General features: G+C 72.2%; 25 protein-coding genes. 14 read left to right on the top strand and 11 right to left on the bottom strand.

What is annotated here, in order from left to right:
• The first annotated feature begins 73 nt into the window (after nucleotides 1–73).
• Nucleotides 74–1,261: an ABC transporter substrate-binding protein gene (locus tag KBX34_RS04415; RefSeq protein WP_210923438.1), complete on the top strand. Its 1,188-nt coding sequence runs from the start codon at nucleotides 74–76 to the stop codon at nucleotides 1,259–1,261.
• A gap of 67 nt (nucleotides 1,262–1,328) precedes the next feature.
• Here KBX34_RS04415 and ddaH read toward each other — a convergent pair whose 3' ends face one another.
• A complete protein-coding gene (ddaH, locus tag KBX34_RS04410; protein ID WP_210923436.1) occupies nucleotides 1,329–2,162 on the bottom strand; it encodes a dimethylargininase in 834 nt (277 codons plus the stop codon).
• A gap of 59 nt (nucleotides 2,163–2,221) precedes the next feature.
• Between ddaH and KBX34_RS04405 the strand changes: the two genes are divergently transcribed.
• Nucleotides 2,222–2,683 carry an Lrp/AsnC family transcriptional regulator gene (locus KBX34_RS04405; RefSeq protein ID WP_088950743.1) on the top strand — a complete coding sequence of 154 codons (462 nt, stop codon included), beginning with the start codon at nucleotides 2,222–2,224 and terminating at the stop codon, nucleotides 2,681–2,683.
• A 71-nt stretch (nucleotides 2,684–2,754) separates the two neighbouring features.
• Nucleotides 2,755–3,711, top strand: a complete 957-nt coding sequence (locus tag KBX34_RS04400; RefSeq protein WP_210923434.1) for a zinc-binding dehydrogenase — start codon at nucleotides 2,755–2,757, stop codon at nucleotides 3,709–3,711.
• On the opposite strand, the gene KBX34_RS04395 is transcribed toward KBX34_RS04400, so the two are convergent.
• The 3 genes from KBX34_RS04395 to KBX34_RS04385 form a co-directional block, all read right to left on the bottom strand.
• Nucleotides 3,708–4,814: a hypothetical protein gene (locus KBX34_RS04395; RefSeq protein ID WP_210791693.1), complete on the bottom strand. Its 1,107-nt coding sequence runs from the start codon at nucleotides 4,812–4,814 to the stop codon at nucleotides 3,708–3,710. The genes KBX34_RS04400 and KBX34_RS04395 overlap by 4 nt on opposite strands.
• Before the next feature lie 81 nt (nucleotides 4,815–4,895).
• A complete protein-coding gene (locus KBX34_RS04390) occupies nucleotides 4,896–5,162 on the bottom strand; it encodes a DUF6457 domain-containing protein (RefSeq protein ID WP_088952096.1) in 267 nt (88 codons plus the stop codon).
• Nucleotides 5,159–5,782: an NTP transferase domain-containing protein gene (locus tag KBX34_RS04385; RefSeq protein ID WP_210923432.1), complete on the bottom strand. Its 624-nt coding sequence runs from the start codon at nucleotides 5,780–5,782 to the stop codon at nucleotides 5,159–5,161. The genes KBX34_RS04390 and KBX34_RS04385 overlap by 4 nt, the downstream gene beginning before the upstream one ends.
• A gap of 153 nt (nucleotides 5,783–5,935) precedes the next feature.
• Between KBX34_RS04385 and fdhD the strand changes: the two genes are divergently transcribed.
• Nucleotides 5,936–6,790 (top strand): formate dehydrogenase accessory sulfurtransferase FdhD, encoded by an 855-nt coding sequence (gene fdhD / locus KBX34_RS04380; RefSeq protein ID WP_210791699.1) that lies wholly within the window; start codon nucleotides 5,936–5,938, stop codon nucleotides 6,788–6,790.
• On the opposite strand, the gene KBX34_RS04375 is transcribed toward fdhD, so the two are convergent.
• From KBX34_RS04375 to KBX34_RS04360, 4 genes are all read right to left on the bottom strand, one after another.
• Complete coding sequence (locus tag KBX34_RS04375; protein WP_210923430.1) at nucleotides 6,780–7,493, bottom strand: GAP family protein; 714 nt, start codon at nucleotides 7,491–7,493, stop codon at nucleotides 6,780–6,782. The genes fdhD and KBX34_RS04375 overlap by 11 nt on opposite strands.
• A gap of 253 nt (nucleotides 7,494–7,746) precedes the next feature.
• Entirely contained in the window at nucleotides 7,747–8,145 is a 399-nt protein-coding gene (locus tag KBX34_RS04370) for a hypothetical protein (protein ID WP_210923429.1), read from the bottom strand.
• Nucleotides 8,142–8,393, bottom strand: a complete 252-nt coding sequence (locus tag KBX34_RS04365) for a hypothetical protein (RefSeq protein ID WP_099849426.1) — start codon at nucleotides 8,391–8,393, stop codon at nucleotides 8,142–8,144. The genes KBX34_RS04370 and KBX34_RS04365 overlap by 4 nt, the downstream gene beginning before the upstream one ends.
• A 49-nt stretch (nucleotides 8,394–8,442) precedes the next feature.
• Nucleotides 8,443–9,489, bottom strand: coding sequence for a DUF4192 domain-containing protein (locus tag KBX34_RS04360; protein ID WP_210923427.1), 1,047 nt, complete (start codon nucleotides 9,487–9,489; stop codon nucleotides 8,443–8,445).
• A gap of 174 nt (nucleotides 9,490–9,663) precedes the next feature.
• On the opposite strand from KBX34_RS04360, the gene KBX34_RS04355 reads away from it, so the two are divergent.
• The 5 genes from KBX34_RS04355 to KBX34_RS04335 all read left to right on the top strand — a co-directional run bounded on the left by KBX34_RS04355 (nucleotide 9,664) and on the right by KBX34_RS04335 (nucleotide 16,363).
• Entirely contained in the window at nucleotides 9,664–10,578 is a 915-nt protein-coding gene (locus tag KBX34_RS04355; protein ID WP_088952097.1) for a fructosamine kinase family protein, read from the top strand.
• Nucleotides 10,575–11,588, top strand: a complete 1,014-nt coding sequence (moaA, locus tag KBX34_RS04350) for a GTP 3',8-cyclase MoaA (RefSeq protein ID WP_210923425.1) — start codon at nucleotides 10,575–10,577, stop codon at nucleotides 11,586–11,588. The genes KBX34_RS04355 and moaA overlap by 4 nt, the downstream gene beginning before the upstream one ends.
• Nucleotides 11,589–11,591: 3 nt before the next feature.
• Nucleotides 11,592–11,846 (top strand): MoaD/ThiS family protein, encoded by a 255-nt coding sequence (locus tag KBX34_RS04345; protein WP_210923423.1) that lies wholly within the window; start codon nucleotides 11,592–11,594, stop codon nucleotides 11,844–11,846.
• 13 nt (nucleotides 11,847–11,859) lie between these two features.
• Nucleotides 11,860–13,107, top strand: coding sequence for a metallophosphoesterase (locus KBX34_RS04340; RefSeq protein ID WP_088950754.1), 1,248 nt, complete (start codon nucleotides 11,860–11,862; stop codon nucleotides 13,105–13,107).
• 61 nt (nucleotides 13,108–13,168) lie between these two features.
• On the top strand, nucleotides 13,169–16,363 hold the full coding sequence (locus KBX34_RS04335) for a UvrD-helicase domain-containing protein (protein WP_210923421.1): 3,195 nt from the start codon (nucleotides 13,169–13,171) through the stop codon (nucleotides 16,361–16,363).
• A 77-nt stretch (nucleotides 16,364–16,440) separates the two neighbouring features.
• On the opposite strand, the gene KBX34_RS04330 is transcribed toward KBX34_RS04335, so the two are convergent.
• Together KBX34_RS04330 and KBX34_RS04325 are read right to left on the bottom strand one after the other, a co-directional pair.
• A complete protein-coding gene (locus KBX34_RS04330) occupies nucleotides 16,441–17,082 on the bottom strand; it encodes a prepilin peptidase (protein ID WP_141911901.1) in 642 nt (213 codons plus the stop codon).
• A 10-nt stretch (nucleotides 17,083–17,092) separates the two neighbouring features.
• Complete coding sequence (locus tag KBX34_RS04325) at nucleotides 17,093–18,097, bottom strand: EamA family transporter (RefSeq protein ID WP_210923414.1); 1,005 nt, start codon at nucleotides 18,095–18,097, stop codon at nucleotides 17,093–17,095.
• Nucleotides 18,098–18,490: 393 nt separating this feature from the next.
• Between KBX34_RS04325 and KBX34_RS04320 the strand changes: the two genes are divergently transcribed.
• The 3 genes from KBX34_RS04320 (at nucleotide 18,491) to KBX34_RS04310 (ending at nucleotide 21,179) form a co-directional block, all read left to right on the top strand.
• Entirely contained in the window at nucleotides 18,491–19,021 is a 531-nt protein-coding gene (locus KBX34_RS04320; protein ID WP_210923526.1) for a hypothetical protein, read from the top strand.
• A 329-nt stretch (nucleotides 19,022–19,350) separates the two neighbouring features.
• The gene (locus tag KBX34_RS34180; protein WP_210923524.1) at nucleotides 19,351–19,800 is read left to right on the top strand and encodes a hypothetical protein; all 450 of its coding nucleotides are present in this window, start codon (nucleotides 19,351–19,353) and stop codon (nucleotides 19,798–19,800) included.
• A gap of 137 nt (nucleotides 19,801–19,937) precedes the next feature.
• Nucleotides 19,938–21,179 carry an ATP-binding protein gene (locus KBX34_RS04310; protein WP_099849437.1) on the top strand — a complete coding sequence of 414 codons (1,242 nt, stop codon included), beginning with the start codon at nucleotides 19,938–19,940 and terminating at the stop codon, nucleotides 21,177–21,179.
• Between the two features lie 21 nt (nucleotides 21,180–21,200).
• Here KBX34_RS04310 and KBX34_RS04305 read toward each other — a convergent pair whose 3' ends face one another.
• Complete coding sequence (locus tag KBX34_RS04305; RefSeq protein ID WP_099849439.1) at nucleotides 21,201–21,749, bottom strand: GNAT family N-acetyltransferase; 549 nt, start codon at nucleotides 21,747–21,749, stop codon at nucleotides 21,201–21,203.
• 133 nt (nucleotides 21,750–21,882) lie between these two features.
• Between KBX34_RS04305 and KBX34_RS04300 the strand changes: the two genes are divergently transcribed.
• Together KBX34_RS04300 and KBX34_RS04295 are read left to right on the top strand one after the other, a co-directional pair.
• A complete protein-coding gene (locus KBX34_RS04300; protein WP_210923413.1) occupies nucleotides 21,883–22,428 on the top strand; it encodes a DoxX family protein in 546 nt (181 codons plus the stop codon).
• A 214-nt stretch (nucleotides 22,429–22,642) separates the two neighbouring features.
• Nucleotides 22,643–24,088: a glycosyltransferase 87 family protein gene (locus KBX34_RS04295; RefSeq protein WP_210923412.1), complete on the top strand. Its 1,446-nt coding sequence runs from the start codon at nucleotides 22,643–22,645 to the stop codon at nucleotides 24,086–24,088.
• Nucleotides 24,089–24,091 lie beyond the last annotated feature (3 nt).

Genomic DNA, 24,091 nt, shown 5'->3' with positions numbered 1-24,091 from the left:
CGCAGCGTCGCGGACCAGGTAGAACGCCGGAGGGGCGGTGTTCGGCCCTGCAACGCTCCTTGGAAGGAACTCGGTGTCGCAGATGAATCGCAGGCGGGCGCTCCAACTGTTGGCCGCGCTCGGTACCACCGGGTTCGTCGCCGGGTGTGGCTCCGACACCGACGCCCAGCCGGCCGCCGACCGCAGCCCGGTCAAGATCGGGTTGATCACGCCGCAGGGCGGCGGGTTCAAGAGCATCGGCGACGACATCACCAACGGATTCCAGGTCTTCCTCGACCTGCACGACCAGCGGCTGGGCGGCCACCCCGTCAACCTGCTGACCGCCGACGAGGGTGACACCGCCAAGACCGGCAAGGCCGCCGTCGAAGGCCTGCTCAAGCAGGGCGTGCTGGCGCTCACCGGCGTGGTCAACTCGGCGGTGATGGTCGGCATCCGCGACACCGTCGAGGAAGCCCGCGTCCCGCTGATCGGCTCCAACGCCTCACCGAGCAGCCTCCAGAGCGTCTTCTACATCTGGCGGACGTCGTACGTGCTGGACGAGGCCGGCCGGGCGCTGGGCCGCTACCTGCGTGACCAGTTGAGGCCGAACAGCCGCGTCGCGATCATCATGCCGGAGAACGTCGGCAGCCCGGACGTGGTGCGCGGCTTCCGGGAGGAGTTCGGCGCGAACGACGCGCGCATCTCCGACCCGGTGACCTACACGAGCGCCAACCCCAACCCGGGCAAGACGACGTACGCCTCGGACATCACCAAGGCACTGGCCAAGAAGCCCACGGCCGTCTTCTGCTTCTTCGCCGGGGCTGCCGCTGTGGAGTTCATCAAGCAGCTTCGGGAGAAGTTCGCCGGCCCGGTCTACGCACCCGGCTTCCTCACCGAGGGCTCCGTGCTGGAGAACCTGAAGGACAACGCGCTGGGCATCCAGACCGCGCTGAACTACTCGGCCGACCTGAACAACACGTCCAACCGGGTCTTCGCCTCGGCCTACCGCAAGAAGTACCAGGTCACCCCCACCACGTACGCGATGGCGTCGTACGACGCGGCGCAGGTCCTCGACCAGGCCATCCAGCTGACCGGCGGGAAGCCCACGCCGCAGCAGGTCAACCTGGCCCTCGGCAAGATCGGCCAGATCGACAGCCCGCGCGGCATCTGGCAGTTCAACCAGCCGCGCACGCCCCAGCAGAAGTGGTATCTGCGGGAGGTGCAGCGCGACGGTCAGGTCATGTCGAACGTGCTGATCAACGAGCTGGCCACGCTGGGCTGAACGCCCACCCTGAGCACGATTCGGGGCCGGTCTCCCAGCGGGAGGCCGGCCCCGAGGCGTTCGCGGGTCAGTGCCGCAGTTCGGCGATGCAGCACTTCACGCTGCCGCCGCCCTTCTTCAGCTCGGCCAGGTCGACCGCCACCGGGTTGTATCCGGCGGCCTTCAGCTTGCCGGCCAGCCGGGTGGCCTCGCTGTTGAGCACCACGTTGGCGCCGTCGCTGACCAGGTTGAGCCCGAAGGCCATCGCGTCCTCGTCGTCGGCGATCACCGCGTCCGGGAAGAGCTGGGTGAGCACCCGCTGGCTGGCCGCGGAGAACGCGCCCGGGAAGTAGACGACGTTCGAGTCGTCGATGGCCGCGAGCGCCACGTCCAGGTGATAGAAGCGAGGGTCGATCAGGCGCAGCGACACCACCGGCCGACCCAACGCCTCCTGCGCCTCACCGTGCGCCGAAAGCTCGGTGCGGAAGCCGTGCCCGGCCAGGATGAGCCCGCCGTGCGCCTCCGGCACGTACGCGAAGTCGCCCTCGCCCTCGTTGGTCTCGCTCGGTGCGATGAACCGCCAGCCCTGCGACTCGTAGAAGGCGTGGTGAACGGCGGCCTCGGCGGCCCGCTGCTCGTGCTTGAACCGAGCGCCATACACGCTGCCGTCCACGGTGAAGCCGCCGTTGGCGGCGTAGACCATGTCGGGCAGGCCCTGCTCGGGGGTGAGCAGGTGCACCTCGTGACCGAGGCCGACCAGCGTCTCGCGCAGCCGGTCCCACTGTTTGACGGCCAGGTCCCTGTCGACCGGGGTGGTCACGTCCATCCACGGGTTGATCGCGTACTCAACCGCGAAGTGCTCCGGCGAGCACAAGAGATATGTCCGCTTTCGCGGCACTCGGTGCTGGTTCACGGTCACCAAGAGTAGGTACCGTTGAACTTTGGTAACAGCCACAACCGTTGCTTCCCAGAGGCGGAACGTTGCAGATAGACGCGGTAGACCAGCGGATCATTGCGTTACTCGTCGCCGACGCCCGTGCGTCGTACGCCGACATCGGCACGCGGGTGTCACTCTCCGCCCCGGCAGTCAAGCGTCGCGTCGACCGGCTGCGGGCCACCGGCGTGATCAGGGGATTCACCGCCGTCGTGGACCCGGCCGCCGTCGGGTGGACCACGGAGGCGTTCGTCGAGCTGTTCTGCGCCGGCCGGACCACCCCCGCACAGATCGGGGTGGCCGCACGCCGACACCCGGAGGTGGTCGGCGCGTACACGGTCTCCGGGGAGGCGGACGCGCTCGTGCACCTGCGCGCCGCCGACATCGCCCACCTGGAGGCGGCGCTGGAGCGGCTGCGCGCCGAGTCCTTCGTGACCTCCACCCGCAGCACCATCGTGCTCTCCCGGCTGGTCGAATCCCCGGGCGTGGGTCCTTCCACCCGACCTTGACCTCAAGCCCGCTTCAACAGGTGCAATGGTCGTGGCGTGGCACGAGGCCCGCCGAGGCCGAGGGGGACCACATGCGGGCGATCTGGTTGCGGGAGTTCGGCGGGCCCGACGTGCTGGTGCCGGGCACCGCCCCCGACCCGACGCCCGGCCCCGGGCAGGTGCTGATCGACGTCGCGCACGTGAACATCACCTTCGTCGAGACGCAGCAGCGCTCCGGTCGCCCCGGGCCGTTCCAGGTCACACCACCGCTGATCCCCGGCAACGGCGTCGGCGGGACGATCACCGCCGTCGGGCCGGACGTCGACCCGGCACTGATCGGGCGACGGGTGGTCAGCGCCACCGGCGGCTCCGGCGCCTACGCCGAACGCGCGGTGGTGGACGTGTCAGCACCGATCGAGGTGCCCGCCGGGTTGGCGCTGGACGACGCGGTGGCACTACTGGCCGACGGGCGTACCGCCACCATGCTGATCGAGGCGGTGGGCGTACAACCCGGCAACCGGGTGCTGGTGGAGGCCGCCGCTGGCGGCGTGGGCAGCCTCCTCGTGCAGCTCGCGTCCCGGGCCGGCGCCCGGGTGATTGGCGTCGCCGGCGGACCCCGCAAGGTGGAGCTGCTGACCGGCCTGGGCGCCGACCTGGCCGTCGACTACCGCCTGCCCGACTGGGCCGACCGCGTCCGAGCTGCGACGGGTGGGGTCGACGTGGTGCTCGACGGGGTCGGCGGGGCGGTGGCCCGAGCGGCATTCGAGCTGCTGGACCCGGGTGGCCGCATGGTCAGCTTCGGATTGGCCAGCGGGGAGTGGTCGCCGGTCTCCGGGGAGGCCGCCACGGCACGGCAGGTCACACTGATCCGGCCGGACGTGCCGCCCGCGCGGCTGCGGGCGTACACCGAGCAGGCCCTGGCGGACGCGGCGGCCGGCCGCCTGCGACCGCTGATCGGCCAGCGATTCCCGCTGGACCGCGCCGCCGACGCGCACGCCGCCATCGAGGCGCGCGCGACGGTCGGCAAGACCCTGCTGGACGTGCCCTAGAGGTACATGCCGGTGCGGTGCTCCGAGTCGTCGCGTCGGACCGGCTTGTCGCCCTCACCGAAGAACCGCTTGCCGCCGAACTCGCCGTGCAGACGGTCGTCCAGCTCGTCGGCGAGACCGGTCATCACCTGCACCGCCAGCATCAGGTGGGTGGCCTGGAAGTTGCGGCCGAAGACCGGGATCGACGCCCAGACCGTGTCGTCGGCGCAATAGAGGCGGCCGATCGGCATCCGGTTGGTCAACTCGGAGAGCTTGACGTAGAGGCGTTCGGTCGGCTCCACCTCGGTGAGCACCGGGGAGAAGACGTCCACCAGAGGTGGATTGTCCCGCACCCGCACGAAGACCATCGCCGAGCCGGCGCGGATGGTGATGTCGCCGTCCGAGTCGATCTGCAACCGGTCGGTGTCCGACTTCAACATCGTGGAGACCACCGTACGGACCCGGTCCGCCAGGTCGAGCACGTCGTCCCGCTCGACCTGCGCGGCGGCCGCCTCGGCGAGCGCCTCCTCCAGGTCCGCCTCGACATCGGCGTCCGGACCGAACTCGCTGCGCGCGGTGCCCAGCGGTTCCGAGGACAGCGGTTCCCCCTCGGCGTCGTGCACCAGATAGACCAGGAAGGCCGGGTGCGGAGCACCGTAGACGTCGCGCAGCGTGCGGGAGAGCAGCGTGGCGACCCTGGTCGACTCGCCCGTCGTGGCGTTCAGCCCGAAGGAACCACCGGAGCCGGGGACCACCCCCGGCGGGGACCAACCGAGCGCGACCATGTCCGCCACCGCGCCCCGGTCCAGTCGGTAGCCCGCCGGCAGGGCGGCGTTTCCGACCGCACGGGCGGACAGCACGCCGTCGGCGTCCACGTCGACGCTGATCGAATAGACGGCGTCTCCGGTGCCGGAGGCGGTCGGGTCCAGCGTCACGTCGAGATGCGCCCCCACCGGAAGGTCCCGCAGTCGCACGGCGAGCGCGCGAGCGAACTCCTGCCACGCCTCGGTCACCTTCGCCCGCAGGTCGGTGGTGCTGGGCTCGTCGAGCAGGATCGATTCCACCGGCTCAGCCGTAGCGCCAGGCAGCTCACCGTGCGGCGCCGAGGGGTGGTCAGCCGTCATGATCGCCTCCGTCCGTCACGATCACCCTACCCACGCCGCCCGTGGGCCGAATCAGCCCGGACCGGGATCGGACAACGGCGGTCAGGGCGCCGTCGGGTCCGCAGGGTCGGCGCCCAGCTCGACGGGCCAGGTGCCCGCCAGCGCGCTGACCCGGGCTGCGGCGTCGGCCGGGTCCGCCCCTCGACCAACCGCCAACCCGAGGAGGTACGCGGTGACCGGCGCCCCGGGCCGCAGCACCTGGTGGGCGACGTCCCGGGCCAGATCCAGCACCGCCGGCACGGGCACACCGGCCGGGTCCAGATCCAACTCCGTGCACACCGCCGTGACCCAGTCGTCCATCACCGTCATCGCGCCCACTCCTCCGCCCGGCGTACGTCCTCGTCAGTGTCGCAGTCGAACCAGGGCGGCGGGCCGTCGCCGGACCAGGGCACCTCCCGTACGACGAGCCCGGCCAGCAACGCCCGGACCGGCGCCCCGCTCAGGCTGCCACCGCGCTCGACCGCCAGCCGGTCCAGCCCGCCGCGCAGCGCGGCGACGCGCCAGACACCGCAGAGCGACTGCCGCCGCCCGTCCCCGTCGACGAAGCAGGCCCCGTCGGGCCGTCGCTCGCCACCGCCTACCGCGGCCTCCTCGGCGACGTGACCCAGCAACTTTCCGATCGCGGAGCGGGTGAGCAGCGGCAGGTCGGCGGCGAGCAACGCGACAAGTGCCGTGTCGGAATCCAGCAGCGCCAGGCCGGCAGCCGCTGCGGCGACCGGCCCACCGCCGGGTGGCTCCTCCCGGATGACCCGCACGCCTGCGGGGACGGCGTCGGCCGAACCGACCAGCACCCGGAGCGTGGCATCGCTGACGGCGGCCAGCACCCTGTCGCGCATCGGCCGGCCACCTACCGGAAGCGCGGGTTTGTCGACTCCGCCCATCCGTCGGGCGGCCCCACCCGCGAGCACCACGGCGGCGTACGTCCCCATCCGGCCACCGTAGCCGTGTGGACGCCCCGACGGCGCTGGCCGTGTGGACGTCCCGACGGCGGCTGGCCGTGTCGATGCCCAGACGCGCTCGCTGCCGGTGCCTGGTGGCCGGTGGCCGTGCGGGCGTGCCGGCCTGGGGTGGAGGATGGCGGGATGGGACGGGCAACTGATCGACGGGGCGTACTCCGGATCGACCTGGACGCGGCGGCTGACGGACGCGGGTCGGTCCGCCGACCGGACACGCTCGCGGTGGAGGAGCCGCTGGAGATCCGGGTCGGTGCGGCCGGTCCCGGCCGCCGCCGACCGCTCGCCGTCACGATGCGCACCCCGGGCGACGACCTGGACCTGGCCATCGGGTTCCTGCTGACCGAGGGGCTGATCCGGTCGACCGATGACGTGTTGACCGCACAGCTCTGCGCTGGCGCGGAAACGCCGAACACGTACAACGTGGTGGACGTGGTGCTCGCGCCCGGTGTGCCGGAACCGACCACCGATCCGTCCCGGAACTTCTACACGACCAGTTCCTGCGGGGTCTGCGGCAAGGCCAGCATCGACGCGGTCCGCACCCGGTCGCTGTTCCCGGTCTCGGAGGATCCGCTCAGCGTGCCGGCCGCCCTCCTCACCGAACTGCCGGACCGGCTGCGCGCCGCCCAGCGCGGCTTCGATCGGACCGGCGGACTCCACGCGGCGGGGCTGTTCACCCCGGACGGTGACCTGGTGGTGCTCCGGGAGGACGTGGGCCGGCACAACGCCGTGGACAAGGTGATCGGCTGGGCGGTGCGGGAACGGCGGCTGCCCCTGGCCGGGCACCTGTTGCTGGTCTCCGGGCGGGCCAGCTTCGAGCTGACCCAGAAGGCATGGATGGCGGGGTTGCCGCTGCTGGCCGCGGTGTCCGCGCCGAGCACCCTCGCCGCCGAGTTGGCCGAGGAGGCCGGCATGACGCTGGTCGGCTTCCTGCGCGGCAACACCATGAACGTCTATGCCCGTCCCGAACGGGTCACAGTCTGATCACCAGCTCGTCGAGCAGCCCCAGCCGGATCACGGCATCGCGGGCAAGCAGGAAACCGGCGATGCCGAGGACCCAGCCGAGCATGCCGCCGGAGTGGCGTGCGATCCAGCCGTTGAGCCGCACCAGCACCGGCTCGACCAGCCTCGGCCACGCCATTCGCGCCACGAGCAGCAGCACCGCAGGCAGGACCATGACCACGCAGTAGGCAGCGAGCAACCCCACGATCTCCGCCGCACCGATCCCGGAGGTGGTCAGCAGACCGACCGCACCGAGGTACGGCAGCATCGTCGCCACCTCCGCGAGCGCGGCGAGTAGCGCCAGCCCCACCAGCCAGCGCATCGACGAGTCACCGGCGGTGACCCGGTCCCGCCACCGCAGCACCCCGCCGCCGCGTGGCCGTCGTTTCCCGTCGTACCGGAAGCTGAGAGCGAACAGCCCAACGCCGAGAACGAGTTGCGCCCAGAGCACCGGCCGGTTGTCCATCGCCCCGCCGAGGACGTCGGCCAACTGGCTGCCACCCACGGCGAGCAGCAGCCCGACGGCGAAGTAGAAGAGGGCGATGGTGCCCAGGTAGACGAGGATCCGCCGCGCGTTGACCGTGCCGGGCGCGAGCAGCAGCCAGATCGGGATGAAGAGGGTGCCGATGCTGGTGCTGTCGATCAACGCCAGCCCGGCCAGCGACAGCAGCAATTCGGGGGTCACGAGATCATTCTCCGGTGGTTGTGGCGCTGCCGCGTCGGCCGTGGACAGGAGCACCGCCTACATCCTTCGACGGATGCCCTGGACCTTCGCGCACGGATCGGTGATCGACTCGGGTTCGTTGAAATCGGGGTATAGCAGCAGCGGGGACACCCCGAGTTCCGGAAAGCGGAGTCGATCAAGCCCGAGTCGATCAAGCCGGCCTGCCGCCCACTTGGACGCCGCACGCCGACGGTCTCGCCGTCGGGTCGCCTGGTCAGGCCAGGTCGAGGATGCTCCAGTTGGTCGGCAGCACCTTCGCCGCCAGCTTGGGCTGCACTGTCGCGTAGTGCGCCTCGTGGGCGAGTGCCGCACTGGCGGCCTGACCGAGCGAGATGTCTCCATCAACGGCACGGGCCAACGTGCCGGTGTCCCGCACCTCGGCTGCGTCGAGCGGCAGCAGACAGATCACCGGCGCGCTCATCATCAGGGCCAGCAGCGCCGCGCCGACCTCGTCGCCCGCGCCCGCGATGGCGGCCGCCAGACAGGTGGCCGGGACGGCAACCTGCCGGCCCTCGTTGGCGACCTCCAGCATCAGCTCCCCCACCGAGACGTTGCCCTCGATGTAGGCCGTCAACGCCGACGCGTCGAACACGGCCGCGATCTGATCGCTCATCCGGCCCGTCCCAGCATCCGGCGGGCCTCCGCCAGTGCGTCCGCCGGAATCGGTGTGGCCAGTCGCGCCCGCCACCGCGCCCGGCCCGCCTCGGTCGGCTCAATGCCGGCTCGCCGCAGCACCTCGTGAAGATGCCCGGCGGCCATCTGGGCACGCACCGCAGCGGTGATCGCGGCCGAGACGTTGGGCTGCTGGTCGAGCCACTCCGCGACGTCGTCGGGGAGGCTCACGGAGCGCTTCACGGTCATACCCGGCAGCCTACCCACTCTGGTAGCACCCACGGTATTACCATGCTGGTCAGCGGCGGCCACGTCGGCTCCGTCTGCGGGGACGGACCACGCCCGGCATTCCGACCGACGGCCAGCCGTCCAGCTCGGACGGGGGTACGCCGCGGCGGAGCAGGTCGTCCAGCAGCACGGCGAGCGAGTAGTCCGGGTGCAGGCTCAACGTGCGTTCCAGTGCGACCGCCGCCAACGCCCCCTGCCCCGCTCGCCACGCCGCGAACGCCAGCAGCGCGCCCGGGGCGGCAACCAACTCCGGCTCGACCCGACGCAGCACGTCGGTCCAGAGGGCGATGTCCCGGTCCCGACCGTCGGTGCGTTCCCAGGCGTGGTCGCGGACCGGCAGGTGGGTCATCAGCAGGCTCAACCAGGCCACCTCGTCGTCGTCGAGCCGCTCACCACGTCGCTGCCGGCGCTGGGCCTCGCGGACCGCCGTCACCCCGGCGGAACGCACCGCACGACCGCCGAGCAGATCACTCTCGGGCGCCTGCTCGATCAGCTCGGCCAGCCTCAGCCGGGCCCGGGCGGTCGCCGCGCGCGCCGCCTCCCGGGCCGAGCCGTCCACGGGTGACACCTGCGCCACGAGGGCGGCCCGGTCGGGGAGCGCGACCTGGCCGGCGAAGACAGCGGATGCGGTCAACGGGTTGGCGTCGGGGTCGTAGCGCCGGCCCTCGGGCGGGCAGCAGTCGGGCTCGGTGCAGAGATAGGACCACCACCGGCCGTCGGTCACCCGCAGCGCGTCGAGCACGTCCATCCCGCCGGCGCTCAGTGCGGCGCGCACCGCGTCCACGGCCGGCGTCACCCGATCGGGTTGCCCGTAGCCGACCACGGTGGCGGCCTCCGCGCCCTGCCGGCGGATCACACCGGCCAGGTGCCGGGCCCGCTCGAGCTGGTCGGTCGACGGGTCGGGCAGGTCCGCACGAGCGGCGAAGATGATCTGCCGACCGAGCAACGCCACGGCGACCACGCTGTCGGTGGGATGAAAGCCGAGCAGGTACGGCACCGCGGCGATCAGGTCGGCGGGTGAACGGACGGCGAGCTGGGGGCGGTCGGTCGAGGTCATGCCGGAAGCGTGCGGCGGGTCCGCCCGGCTCGACAGACCCTGTGGATGACACGCGGCTTATCCACAGCTACTCAGCGTGTTTTCCCTGTTCAGCCCGCGCCTACGGGTTGCCGGAACGGTGTCGGTGTCCTCGGGCGGCACCGTGCTGTCGTGGGGAGCGGTTACGGTGCGCTGATGGACCTGGCGTACCTGCGCGCGCACCCGGCACACCTGCCGACCTTCCGGACCCATCAGCGGCTCCGGGAGACGCCGGTGGCCGGCGGAAACATCTGTGCTGCCGCCCGGCTCACCCTGGACGACGGCCACTCCGTCTTCGCCAAGTCCTGGCCGGAGGGGGCCGACCGACCGGCGCCGGAGGGCTTCTTCGCCGCCGAGGCGGCCGGCCTGCGCTGGCTGCGGGAGGCCGGCGCTGTCGGCGTACCCGAGGTGGTCGTGGCATTGCCGGACCTGCTGGCGCTCGACTGGGTGGAGCCCGGCGAGCCGACGCCGGAGGCCGCGGACCGCTTCGGCCGTGAGTTGGCCGAGCTGCACCGGGCGGGTGCGGCCACCTTCGGCGCCGCGTGGTCCGGTTTCATCGGGTCACTTCCCCAGGACAACACCCCGACCGACGGGCCCTGGTCGACGTGGTTCGCCGAGCGACGCCTCACCCCCTACCTGCGGCGCTCGGTCGACGCCGCTGCGCTGACCAGCGCCGACGTCACAGTGATCGAGCGGGTGATCGAGCGGGTCGGCGGGCTCGGCGGCGACGAGCCACCCGCCCGCATCCACGGCGACCTGTGGCCGGGCAACGTGCTGTGGGGCGCCGACGACCGGGCCTGGCTCGTCGACCCGGCGGCGCACGGCGGGCACCGGGAAACGGATCTTGCCCAGCTCGCCCTCTTCGGCGGCATCCCCCACCTGGATCGGGTGCTGGCCGCCTATCAGGAGAGCTGGCCTTTGCCGGACGGCTGGCGCGAGCGGGTGCCACTGCATCAACTGCATCTGCTGCTCGTGCACACCGCCCTGTTCGGCGGCAGTTACCGAGATGTGGTGGTCCAGACCGCCCGTGCCGCCCTGGGCGGCGCCGAGCGCGCTACGGTCGACAGGTGAGCGCCGCCCCGGGGACCAACGGGGTCCTCGTCGACCGGTACGGCCGCGTCGCCCGGGACCTGCGCGTGTCCCTCACCGACAAGTGCAACCTGCGCTGCACCTACTGCATGCCGGCCGAAGGTCTGCCCTGGCTGGCCGGCCCCGACTTGCTGACCGACGAGGAGATCGTCCGGCTGGTCCGGGTGGCCGTCGAACGGCTCGGTGTGACCGAGGTGCGGTTCACCGGCGGTGAGCCGCTGATCCGGCCCGGGCTGGTCGGCATCGTGACCGCGGTCGCCGCGTTGCAGCCCCGCCCCCGGATCTCGCTGACCACCAACGGCATCGGGCTGGACCGGCTGGCCCCGGCGCTGAGCGCCGCCGGCCTCGACCGGGTGAACGTCTCGCTGGACACTCTGGACGCGGACCGGTTCACCCGGCTCACTCGCCGTCCCCGCCTCGACGCGGTGCTGGCGGGGCTCGCCGGTGCGGCGACCGCCGGGCTCAGTCCCGTGAAGATCAATTCTGTGCTGATGCGCGGCGTCAACGACGACGAGGCGCCGGCCCTGCTGCGCTTCGCCCTCGACCACGACTATCAGCTACGAATCATCGAGCAGATGCCGTTGGACGCCCAGCACGGCTGGGACCGCAGCACGATGGTCACCGCGGAGGAGATCCTGACCTCCCTGCGGACCGCCTTCGACCTCAGTCCCGACCCGGCGGAGCGGGGCGCGGCACCCGCGGAGACCTGGCTGGTCGACGGGGGCCCCGCCCGGGTCGGTGTGATCGCCAGCGTCACCCGCCCCTTCTGCGGAGACTGCGACCGCACCCGGTTGACCGCGGACGGCCAGGTCCGCGCCTGTCTCTTCGCCACCGAGGAGTCCGACCTGCGTGCCGCCCTGCGCACCGGCGCGGACGACGACGAGTTGGCCCGGCGCTGGCGCACCGCGATGTGGGGCAAGCGCGCCGGGCACGGCATCGACGACCCCACCTTCCTCCAGCCGACCCGGCCGATGTCCGCGATCGGGGGCTGAGCCGTGACCCCGGGCCCGCTGACCGTCCGCTACTTCGCGGGCGCCCGCGCCGCCGCCGGCCAGACCGAGGAAGTCCTGCCCGCCGGCCGATCCCTCGACGACCTCACGGCCGAGCTGGTGCGGCGCCACGGCGACCGGCTCGCCGCCGTGCTGCGGGTGGCGAGTTTCCTGGTAAACGGCGTCACCTGTCATGATCGTCAGGCACCCCTGCCGGCCGGGGCCACGATCGATGTCCTGCCCCCGTTCGCGGGAGGCTGAGGGAGGCGCACGCATGTTGGCGGTTCTGGGGTTCGTGGCCGTCCTGGCCCTGATCACCGGCTTGATCCACCTCTACCTGTGGAAGCGGCTCGTTCGGGACACCACCACACCGGGCCGCTGGCGCCGGATCGGCGCGATCGCCGCCCTGGTGCTGGCGCTGCTCGTGCCGGTCACCCTCGCCGGGACGCAGGCCGGGCTCTACTGGCTCGCCTGGCCGGGCTACGTGTGGCTCGCGCTGATGTTCTACCTGCTCGTCGTGCTGATCGTGCTCGAAGTGCCGATGCTGGTCACCCGGCTGGTGCTGCGTCGCCGGGTGGTCGCCGCGGAGCCGACCGCCGCCGCGCCCGAGCCGGTGCTGGTCGGTGCCGCCGGGCCAACCGACCCGCCGGCCGCCGGCGCCGTCGCGGCACCGGATCACGACCCGGGCCGTCGGCTGCTGCTGGCCCGTGGGGCGGCCATCTTCGCCGGCCTCACCGCCGCCGGCACCGTGGGGTACGGCGTCCGCACCGCCCTCGGCCCACCACGACTCGACCGGGTGCAGATCCCGCTCGCCAAGCTCCCCCGCAGCATGGACGGCCTGCGCATCGCCACCGTCTCCGACATCCACCTCGGTCCGCTGCGCGGCCGCGCGCACACCGAGCGGATCGTCGCCGCGATCAACCGCCTCGACGCGGACCTGGTCGCGGTCGTCGGGGACCTGGTCGACGGCTCGGTCGCCGAACTCGGCTCGGCCGCGGCGCCGCTGCGCGACCTGCGCTCCCGTTACGGCAGCTTCTTCGTCACCGGCAACCACGAGTACTACTCGGGGGTGGAGGAGTGGGTTCAGGAGGTCGACCGTCTGGGCCTGCGGGTCCTGCAGAACCGGCGCCAGGAGATCCAGGCCCGGGGTGGCGTGCTGGACCTGGCCGGCGTGAACGACCTGGACGCCACCGGAGACAGCGGCCTGGCGGCCGGGCCGGACTTCGCCGCCGCGCTCGGTGACCGTGATCCGAGTCGTCCAGTGGTGCTGCTCGCCCACCAGCCGCTGGCCGCGGTGGAGGCGGCCCGGTACGGCGTCGACCTGCAACTGTCCGGGCACACCCACGGTGGGCAGATGGTGCCGTTCAACCTGGCCGTGCGGCTGGAGCAGCCGGTGGTCAGCGGGCTCGGCGAGGTCGACGGCACCAAGGTCTACGTGACCAACGGCGCCGGTTTCTGGGGGCCACCCGTCCGGGTCGGTGCCGAGCCGCAGATCAGTCTGGTCGAGTTGCGCTCGGCATAGCGGAGGTCACGTCCGCGCGTGGCGGCGGGCGGCCGGCGCGGCGGGCGTGACAGGATGCGGCGTGCCTCCGTTCAGCGCCGTACCCCCCGGTGGCCTCCCGCCATTCGTCGCGGACCTGCACATCCACTCGAAATACTCGCGCGCGTGCAGCCGCGACCTCACGCTGCCGAATCTCGCGTGGTGGGCCCGGCGTAAGGGCATCGGTCTGCTCGGCACCGGCGACTTCACCCACCCCGCCTGGTACGACCACCTGCGGGAGACCCTGCGCCCGGCGGAGCCGGGGTTGTACCAGCTGGACGCCGAGGCGGAACGGGACATCGCCCGCCGGCTGCCGCCGCGGCTCGCCGGGACTGCGGAGGCGGACCCGGTCCGGTTCATGCTGAGCGTGGAGATCTCCACCATCTACAAGCGGGACGACCGGACCCGCAAGGTGCACCACCTGATCTACCTGCCGGACCTCGACGCGGTGGAGCGGTTCAACACTGCGCTCGGCCGGATCGGCAACCTCGGCTCGGACGGCCGGCCGATCCTCGGCCTGGACTCCCGCGACCTGCTGGAGATCACCCTGGAGGCCAGCCCGGACGGCTACCTGGTGCCGGCGCACATCTGGACGCCGTGGTTCTCCGCGCTGGGCTCGAAGTCGGGCTTCGACGCGATCGCGGACTGCTACGCCGACCTGGCCGAGCACATCTTCGCAGTGGAGACCGGTCTCTCCTCCGATCCGGCCATGAACTGGCGGGTCGGCAGCCTGGACGGCTACCAACTGGTGTCCAACTCGGACGCGCACTCCCCGCCGGCCCTGGGCCGGGAGGCGACGGTGCTGACCGCCGAGCGGGACTACTTCGCCGTCCGGGAGGCGCTGCGGACCGGCGACGGCCTGGCCGGCACGATCGAGTTCTTCCCGGAGGAGGGCAAGTACCACGCGGACGGGCACCGGCTGTGTGGGGTCAACTGGTCCCCGGAGCGCACTCGCGCGGCTGGCGGGCGCTGCCCCGAGTGCGGCAAGCCGCTCACCGTGGGCGTCCTCAGCCGCATCGAGGAGCTGGCCGACCGACCGCAGGGGCACCGGCCGGCGCACGCCCGGGACGTCACCCACCTGGTGCCGCTGGCCGAGATCCTCGGCGAGATCAACAAGGTGGGTGCCCGGTCGAAGAAGGTCGAGGGGCGGTTCAACGAGCTTCTCGCCGCGCTCGGCCCTGAGCTGGAGATCCTGACCACCACGCCACTGAGCGACATCGCGCAGGCGGGTGGCGAGCTGCTCGCGGAGGGCATCGGGCGGTTGCGGCGCGGCGACGTCCGCCGGGTGCCGGGTTACGACGGCGAGTACGGGGTGATCACCCTCTTCGACCCGGCCGAGCTGGGCACCCACGCGGGCACGGCACAGGAGACCCTGTTCGACGTACCCGTGCCGGCGCAGCGGCGACCCGCGGAGCCGGCGGCCAAGGCCGCGGTCAAGCGCCCGGCGGCGGCCAGGGCGGAGCCGAAGCGCAAGCCGGTCCCCGCGCCGGCGCCGCCGATCGCGTCGCCGCCGTCTCCCCACGAACCGTTCGAGCCGATGCTCTCCGGGATGGAGGAGGTCGGCACCGGCCTGCTGGACCGGCTGGACGCGATGCAGCGGGTGGCCGCCTCCGCACCCGGTGGTCCGCTGCTCATCGTGGCTGGTCCGGGCACCGGCAAGACCCGGACACTCACCCACCGGATCGCGTATCTCTGCGCGGAGCTGAACGTCTTCCCCGAGCACTGCCTGGCGATCACGTTCACCCGACGGGCCGCCGAGGAGCTGCGGCACCGCCTCGACGCCCTGCTCGGCCCGGTCGCCGAGGACGTCACCGTCGGTACGTTCCACGCGCTGGGGTTGACCATCCTGCGGGAGAACGCGGACGCGGCCGGCCTGCCGGTCGACTTCCGCATCGCCGACGACGCCGAGCGCGCGGCCGCCCGCGCGGAGGCGGGCGACGACAACGCCAGCTACGCGGCGCTCCTGCGCAAGCAGGACCTGGTCGACCTGGACGAGCTGGTGAGCCTGCCGGTGGAGTTGCTGCGGGCCGATCGAAAGCTGGTCGCGCGCTACCGGGACCGCTGGCAGTGGATCTTCGTCGACGAGTACCAGGACGTGGACGCGACGCAGTACGAGCTGCTGCGGCTGCTCAGCCCGGCGGACGGCAACCTGTGCGCGATCGGCGACCCGGATCAGGCGATCTACTCGTTCCGGGGCGCCGACGTCGGCTACTTCCTGCGCTTCTCCGCGGACTTCACGGACGCGCGGTTGGTGCGGCTCAACCGCAACTACCGCTCGTCGGCGCCGATCCTGGCCGCCGCCGTGCAGGCCATCGCACCGTCCTCGCTGGTTCGTGGCCGGCGACTGGACCCGGCCCGGCTCGACCCGGAGGCCCCGCTGGTCGGGCGCTACCCGGCGGCGTCGGTGGCCGAGGAGGCCGACTTCGTGGTCCGTACCGTCGACGAACTGGTCGGCGGGCTGTCCCACCGCTCGCTGGACTCGGGCCGGATCGACGGCCGGTCCACCTCGTTGTCCTTCTCCGACATCGCCGTGCTGTACCGCACCGACGCGCAGGCCGCGCCGGTCGTCGACGCCCTGACCCGGGCCAACATCCCGGTGCAGAAGCGGTCACACGACCGGCTGCGGGACCGGCCCGGGGTGGCGGCCATCGCCCGCGAGCTGCGGCACGCCGACGGGCTGGCCGGCTCGCTGGCCGCCCGGGTGCGACTGGCCGGCCAGGTGGTCGCGGAGCGGTTCGCCGTGCCCACCCTGGACGGCGCCGCCAGCGCCGTCCGTCCGGATGACGTCCGCTCGGCCGTGGACCTGCTGACCCCGCTGGCCCGGCGCTGCGGCGACGACCTGGAGACGTTCCTGTCGCAACTGGCCACCGGAGCGGAGGTGGACGCGCTCGATCCGCGCGCGGAGGCGGTCACGCTGCTCACCCTGCACGCCGCGAAGGGCCTGGAGTTCCCGGTGGTCTTCCTGGTCGGCGTCGAGGACGGGTTGCTGCCGCTGCGCTGGCCGGGCTCCACGCCCGACGAGGACGCGGTCGCCGAGGAGCGGCGGCTCTTCTTCGTCGGCCTGACCCGCGCCCAGGACCGGCTGTACGTCACGCACGCGGCCCGCCGGACCCGGCACGGTGTGGAGCGGGACTGCGCCCCGTCACCGTTCCTCGGCGTCATCGACCCCGGCCTGTTCGAGCGGTTCGGTGAGGCAGAGCCGCGCCGTCCGAAGGACCGCCAGCTCCGGTTGATCTGACGATCGCCACGCCGTCCCGGCCACGGTGCCGGCGACCGGTCCGGTGGGCGCCGGGGCATCACCCTGAGGAACGTCGGTCAGCCGACGAGCACGCCGAGCCACGCGCCAGCGAGCAGAGCCGGCCCGAGTGGCAGCAGCGTGTCCCGGCGTACCCGCCGCGCCGCAAGCAGACCGAGCACCAGAGCACCGTGCAGCACATGCGCCAGGATCAGCCCGGTGAGCAGGGCGTCCCGGCCCAGGCAGCCAAGCGGCAGGCCAAGGACGGCAGCGAGTTTCACGTCTCCGAAGCCCAGCCGGGAGCCGGGGAGCAGGGCCAGCAGCACGTGCGCCGCCCCGGCGACGACCGAGCCGGCCAGCGCGCCGAGCAGCCGGTCCGGGTCGTCGGCCAGCACCGCCACGCCGGCCAGGCCGGCGAGGGCCAGCAGCCCGGCGGCGAGGACGAGCGGGTTGGGCAGCCGCAGGCAGGCCAGGTCGACCGCAGCCAGCACCAGCCCCACCGCCGCCAACGCGAGGAACACCGGCAGCGCGGGGTCGTCACCCCGAGCGACGGCGAGGCTGCCGTACACGACGGCCGCCACCGTCGGGCCGAGCAGGACCCAGGCACCGCGCACAGGTCGCGGCCGGGCCGGCGGGGTCGCGAAACGCCGGGCCAGCGGGGGTACGACGAGACCGACCAGCCCGCCGAGCAACGCCACCCCGACCAGTGCAGCGGTCGGCATGAGCCGGACGTTAGCTGTGGTCGCCCGTCGGCGCGGTCCCCGATCGCGCTTCCGCGCTCACCCGACGGGGGCGTTCGGTGCTCACCACCAGGGCCACCCCGGCGACGATGACCGCGCCGCCGAGCAGCACCTGCGGGGTGATCGGCTCGGCGACCAGCAGCGCGCCGAGGGCCACCGCGACCGCAGGGTTGACGTAGGCGTACGTCGACACCAGCGAGATGGGCGCGTTGTGCAGCAGCCAGACGTAGGCGGTGAACGCCACCAGCGAGCCGGCCACCATGAGGTAGCCCAATGCCAGCCAGGATCGGGTGCTGACCGCGGCCGGGTGGAAGTCCCCCAGTTCGCCCCGACCGGCGGCGACGACGGCCAACACCAGCGCGCCGGCAACCATCTCGTACACCGTGGCCACGAAGGGGTCGGCCGGCATCCGGATCCGTCCGGACAGGAACGACCCGACCGACCAGGAGGTGGCCGCTGCCACCACGGTCAACGCCCCCACCAGCGGTACGGCGTCCGAGCTGCCGGCGGGCAGCACCAGCAGGACCAGACCGGCGAAACCCACTGTGACCCCGGCGAACGTCCAGAGCGGCGGCCGGTCCCCGTTGGCGGAGCGCAACAGCACCACGAGCAGCGGGACGGTCGCGACCAGCAGCGCGGCGATGCCGGAGGGCACCGCCACCCCGGGCGGTCCGGATTCGGCGAGCACCACCAGTCCGTTGCCGCCGGCGAGCAGGAGCACCCCGACCAGCGCGGCGGAGCCGAGTTGCCGGCGGTCCACCCGCAGTGCGCCGGGTCCTCGGCGGAGCCGCAGCACCACCGCCAGGATCAGCCCGGCCACGGCGAACCGCAGTGCGGCCGACAGCAGCGGCGGCAGCGTCTCCACTGTGATGCGGATGGCCAGATAGGTGGAACCCCAGAGCAGGTAGACCACGATCAACGCGGTCCAGATCAGGGTCGGCGTGGCGCCGGCGCGGCGGCCGGCGAGGGCCGCGGCGCTCGGTAGAGGTGAGCTCATCAGTGGACCACGCTACGGTGACCTCGGAGTCGGCGTCCCGCATTGGTGGCCGGCCTCTCACCACTCGTGCAGGAGGGCGGCATGACGAACTACGGACCACCGGGTGGCGGCAACCCGGGACCGTGGCGTGGACAACGACCCGACGAGACGCCCGGACGGCCGGTGCAGCAGCCGTACCCGCCAGCAGCGGAGCCCTACCCGCCGGCGGTCCCGTCCTACCCGCACGCACCCCAGGGGCATCCCGGGCCGTACAACGGCCCACCCGCCGCGCCCTACGGTGGCGGAGCGCAGCCGCCCTACGGCCGTGAGCAGGGTGCCCCCTACGGCGGGGCCGAGACGCCCTACGGTCGCGAACCCGGTGCGCCCTACGGCGGCTCGTACGGGTCGACAGGGGTGAACCCGACGTACGGCGGGCAGCCGTACCGGCCGGAGGGCGATCCGTACGGCGGCGATCCGGCTCCGGCACCGCGCCGGCGCGGTCGAGGGCCGCTGATCGCGGTGCTGGCCGTCGTACTGCTGCTGGTGGTGGCCGGCGGTGCGTTCTGGTTCCTGCGCGGGCAGGGCGACGACGCGGCGCCGGTGACCGCGCCGTCCGGTTCGGCCGTCGCCGGTGAGCCCAGCGCGGACACGGACGCTGCCGAGCCGGCGCCGAGTGCCGCAGCGCCGGAGTCGTCGGCCGATCCCCGCTTCGCCAAGGTCGGCCAGTGCGTCCGTAACGAGGGCGCCGCAGGCGGCAAGCCCAAGTTGGTGATCAGCGGTTGCGCCGCCAAGTCGTACGAGGTGCTGAGCCGGATCGACGGCGCCACCAGCGGCGAGCGGGACGCCGAGGCCAAGTGCGGCAAGGTCGAGGGCTACACGAACTGGTACTTCTTCGACAGCGAGCTGGACACTCTCGACTTCGTCCTCTGCCTCAAGCAACGCTGAGACCACCCGGGGATGACATGACGACCTACGGACCAGCGGGCTCCGGTCAGCCGGACGACCCTTACCAACGCCCACCCACCGGGTCCGACGGCTCGCCACCGGTCGATCCGACAGTGCCCCAGTGGGGCCCGCCGCCGCCCGCCGAGGATCCGACCCGGCAGGAGTGGGGCCCGGCACCGAGCGGTGGGGAGCCGCCCACCGCGCCGATGTGGGCACCCCCACCCACCTCCGGCCCGGGCTATCCACCGCCCGGTCCGTTCCCGCCCGCCGGTCCGATGCCGGGTCAGCAGCCCACGCCGTGGGGTCAACCGCCTCCCGGTGGCTACGGGATGCCGCCCGCCGCACCGGTGAAGAAGACCGGCGGCAGGATCGCCCTCATCGTCACGCTGGTGGTGCTGCTCGTGCTCTGCCCGTGCCTCGGCCTGGCCGGTTGGGCGGTCTGGAAGATCGCCGACGCCAGCGACGACGTCGCGCCCAGGCCGTCGTCGAGCGCGCCGGTCTTTCCACCCGCCCTGCCCAGCGACGCACCGCCGTCGGCGGCACCGACCCCGGACCGGGAGTTCGCCAGGGGCGACTGCGTGGTGAACGAGGGCACCGAGGAAAACGCGGAGCTGCGCAAGGTGCCGTGCGGTCCGAACACCTACCAGGTGCTGCTGCGGATTCCGGCGACCATCGACGGGGACCGGTGCGAGACGCTCGCGCCGCAGGCGACCGCGAACTACGTGCACGACAACTCGGTCGACCTGTTCGACTACGTGCTCTGTCTGAAGAAGCGGTAGCTCACGATTGCCGAAACTAGGGCTGTCTAGCGTCCAAGCTAGACAGCCCTAGTTTTGTCTCGACGGTGTCGACACGCCGGTAGCCCCATCTATCCATGTCTAGCCCCGCAGCTAGATGGCCCGATACTCTCCGATGCGTGGATCCGGTCCGCAACCCGTACGCGCCGGGCGCCGGCCAGCGCCCGCCCGAACTCGCCGGGCGGGGGCGGGAGCTGGACGTCTTCGACATCGTGCTGGAACGCATCGCACGGGGGCGCCCCGAACGCAGCCTGATGCTCACCGGGCTGCGTGGCGTCGGCAAGACGGTCCTGCTCAACACGCTCCGGTCGCAGGCGATCAACCGCCTCTGGGGCAGCGGCAAGATCGAGGCACGTCCGGACCAGTCGTTGCGTCGCCCGGTCGCCGCCGCGCTGCACATGGCGGTCCGGGAGCTCGCCCCCCGACACCGCGCGCCCGATCGGATCGACGCGTTCCTCGGCGTCCTCAAGGCGTTCGCCCAACGATCCGCCCCGACCGGCCGGGCCGGTGCCGCCCCGAAGCTGCGCGACCGGTGGCAACCCGGCATCGACGTGCCGGCGGCCAGCGGCCGGGCCGACTCCGGCGACATCGAGATCGACCTGGTCGAGTTGCTCAGCGACGCCGCCGCGGTGGCCAGTGACGTGGGCACCGGCATCGCCATCTTCATCGACGAGATGCAGGATCTCGGCCCGGAGGACGTGTCGGCGCTCTGCGCCGCCTGTCACGAGCTGTCCCAGCTCGGCGCGCCGCTGATCGTCGTCGGCGCCGGCCTGCCGCACCTGCCGGCGGTGCTCAGCGCCGCCAAGTCCTACTCCGAACGGTTGTTCCGCTACCAGCGCATCGACCGGCTCGACCGGATCGCCGCCGACCAGGCGCTCTGTGCGCCCGCCGAACGCGAGGAGGTCGAGTACGAGCAGAAGGCACTCGACCTGCTCTACGAGAAGTCCGGCGGCTATCCCTACTTCGTCCAGGCGTACGGCAAGGCGACCTGGGATCACGCCCCGCGCTCGCCGATCACCGCCGCCGACGTACGGGTCGCCGCGCCCGAGGCGGAGGCTGAGCTGGCGGTCGGGTTCTTCGGCTCCCGGTTCGAACGGGCCACCCCCGCCGAACGCGAGTACATGCGGGCGATGGCCACGATGTCCGCGGTCGAGGGCGAGTCCGGAGCGGTGGTCCGCGACGACATGGATGCGGCAGTGCCCACCGCCGAGATCGCCCGGGCCCTCGGTCGCAAGCCCGCCAGCCTCTCGCCGGCGCGGGACGCGCTGATCAAGAAGGGGCTCATCTACTCCGGTGAGCGGGGCACTGTCGCCTTCACGGTGCCGCACTTCGGCAGGTACCTGCGCACCCAACCGGCCTGACCGCCGACCGGGGCGACGGAGTCAGACCTTCGACCAGGGCGTCGGAAAGAGCACCTCGCCGCGGGGCGGGGGGCCCTCCTCGCTGGTGGACGGCGGCAGCACCAACGCCTGCCAGGGCTCACCGAGACCAGCCCACGGGCCCGTCAGGCCCAGCTCCGTTGCCGGGCTGAAGCCGAACCGGCGGTAGAAGGCCGGGTCACCGAGGACCACGACCAGCCGCTCGCCCAGCTCTGTGGAGGCGTCCAGTGCGGCCTGCACAACCGCCGTGCCGTGCCCGACGCGCTGCCGGTGCGGTGCGACCGCCACCGGGCCGAGGGCCAGCACGGGCACGTCCGAGCCTCGCTCCGGCCGCACACGCACCCGGGTGAGCAGCGCGTACCCGACCACCTCGCCGCCGTACTCGGCGACCATGGCCAGCTGCGGCAGCCAGGCGGGGGTGCCGCGCAACTCGTCGACCAGGATCACCTCCGGCGGTGTTGCCACGTCGGGGCGGGCGAAGGCGGCGGCCAGCACGCGGCGTACCGGGCCGGCGTCGGCCGGGTCCTCGGGGCGTAGCCGCAGCGTGGTCACCCGCGCGACGTTACCCTCCGCAGCCGGTCCATCCGTGACGGTCGCTCGAATCGGCGTGGCGCACGTGTACGAGCACCGATCCGATCCGGCCGTTGGCGGGGTAGCAAACGTCGCGAAGGGGTATGACTGATCCATGACGCCCGTACGCTCCCTCGCCCGAGTCATGCTGAGCGGCATTTTCGTGGTCAGCGGTTACCGCAACCTCCGTTCCCCGGAGCGGCTGGCCAAGAAGGCCGCGCCAGTGACCGACCGGGTTGCCCCGACACTGCAGAAGTTGAACCCCCGCATCCCCACCGACACCGTGCAGCTGATCCGGCTCAACTCGGCGGTGCAGCTCGGCGTCGGGCTGATGCTCGCCACCGGACGGCTCACCCGGCCCGCCGCACTGGTCCTCGCCGGCACGATTGTGCCGACGACCATCGCCGGGCATCCCTTCTGGAACGACGACGACCCGGTCACCCGTGACACGAACAAGGTCCACTTCCTGAAGAACCTCGGTCTCCTCGGGGGTCTGCTGCTGGCCGCGGCCGACACCGAGGGCAAGCCGGGTCTGCGTTGGCGCACCGGCCACCGCATCGGCCATTCTCGACGTTCCATGCAGCGCGCCGTCCGTACGGCCCGGCGCGAGGCCCGGATCGCCGTCCGATCCGCCTCCACCGCACGTCGCCTCCCCGGCTGACCTGCGTCGATCCGTCTCCGTGCCACCCCCACCCCCGCTAAGGCCGCGAATTACCTGAACCACCCGGTAGGCGTTAACGCGGTGGAAATGTCAAAAACATGTGTGGGATCGGACACGGTCGCATAACGCGGGAGGCACTGACGTGAGGCGCCGTTCTAGGCTCCGTGCAGGACCTGGACGGGTAGGACGACCTTGGTATGGGGGTGGCCACGCCATGCCGACGGCTGTCGGTAGACGGGCGGACCGCCTCGCCCCAATCCAACGCGTGACGCGTGGGATCGATCGCAGGAACGTCGTACGGGGTGCCATCGTGGCCGCCGTCGCCTACGCCGCATGGCTTGCCATCGGCACCTTCGGGCGGCCGTACAACTTCTTCGACATGAAGATCTATCACGGTGCCGTGGTGTGGTGGGCGAGCGGTCATGAGCTCTATGAGTTCATCGCGCCCGGAACCACACTCGGTTTCACCTACCCGCCCTTCGCCGGTCTGGTCATGCTGCCGATGGCGCAGTTCCCGATCGGCATTGCCGGCATGGTCAACGCCGCCGCCAGCATCGCCGCGTTGGCGCTGGTGCTGGCCGGGTTGCTCCGCCCCATCGTGGATCGGCTGGCGTGGCCACTGTGGTTCGTCGTGGCCCTGGCGGTGCCGCTCGCGGTCGCCATCGAGCCGGCCCGGGAGACCCTCGGCTACGGCCAGGTCAACATCCTGCTGTTCGCGTTGATCATGGCGGACCTGATCGGCCTGCGCTGGCGCTCCCGCCGGGGCACCCACTACTCCGCGACCGACGGTCCCCTGCTGCGCTTCCTCTACGGCGGCGCCTGGGCTGGCGCGGGCATCGGCCTGGCCACCGCGGTCAAGCTCACCCCGGCACTGTTCATCGCCTACCTGCTGATCACCCGCCAGTGGCGGGTGGCAGCCACCGCCATCGGCACCACGATCGGCGTGACGGTGGCGAGCTTCGCGATCGTCGGCGACGAGTCGCGGGCGTACTTCGGCAGTGTGCTCTGGCAGACCGAACGGGTCGGCGCGGCGGACATGACACCCAACCAGTCCCTCGCCGGTCTGCTCGCCCGGCTGTACGACTCGATCGAAACCCCCGGGCTGCTCTGGTTCGCCTTCTCGGTGCTGATCCTGGCGCTGGGCCTGTCCCGGGCGGCGAGTTCCCGTGCCGACGGTGACGAGCTGACCGCGTTCACGCTGGTCGGCCTGACCGCGAACGTGATCAGCCCGATCTCCTGGACCCACCACCTGGTCTGGGTGATCCCGGCGATCATCGTGCTGGCCGACGCCGCCGTGCGCCGCCGGGAGGCCAGTCGGGGGATGCCACAGCGCACCGGCCAGGGGACGGTGTTCGGCGGGCTGCCCGGGGTCAACGGGCTCCGCCCACCGATCTGGTATCCCACTCTGACCGGGCTCCGTCACGGGGTCGCCGCGATCGGGCTCTATCTACTCTTCCTGATCTCCCCGATCTGGCCGTACGAGCACCAGCTACCGGAGATGTCGCACTACCAGGACGGTCTCTTCGGAGCGCTGATGGAAAACTCGCTCGCGGTCGCGCTGATCGTGCTCGTCGCCGCGCTGCCCTGGCGGCCCGGTGCGGAGCCGGCGTTCTACGGCGAACGGATCACCAGGGCCGTGCTGGCAAACGGCCGCCGCTGAACG

The organism is Micromonospora sp. M61 (genome assembly GCF_018070245.1).
Lineage (GTDB): Bacteria > Actinomycetota > Actinomycetes > Mycobacteriales > Micromonosporaceae > Micromonospora > Micromonospora zamorensis.
The sequence above is the reverse complement of the archived record's forward strand: the minus strand, read 5'-3'. Positions and strand labels throughout refer to the sequence as shown.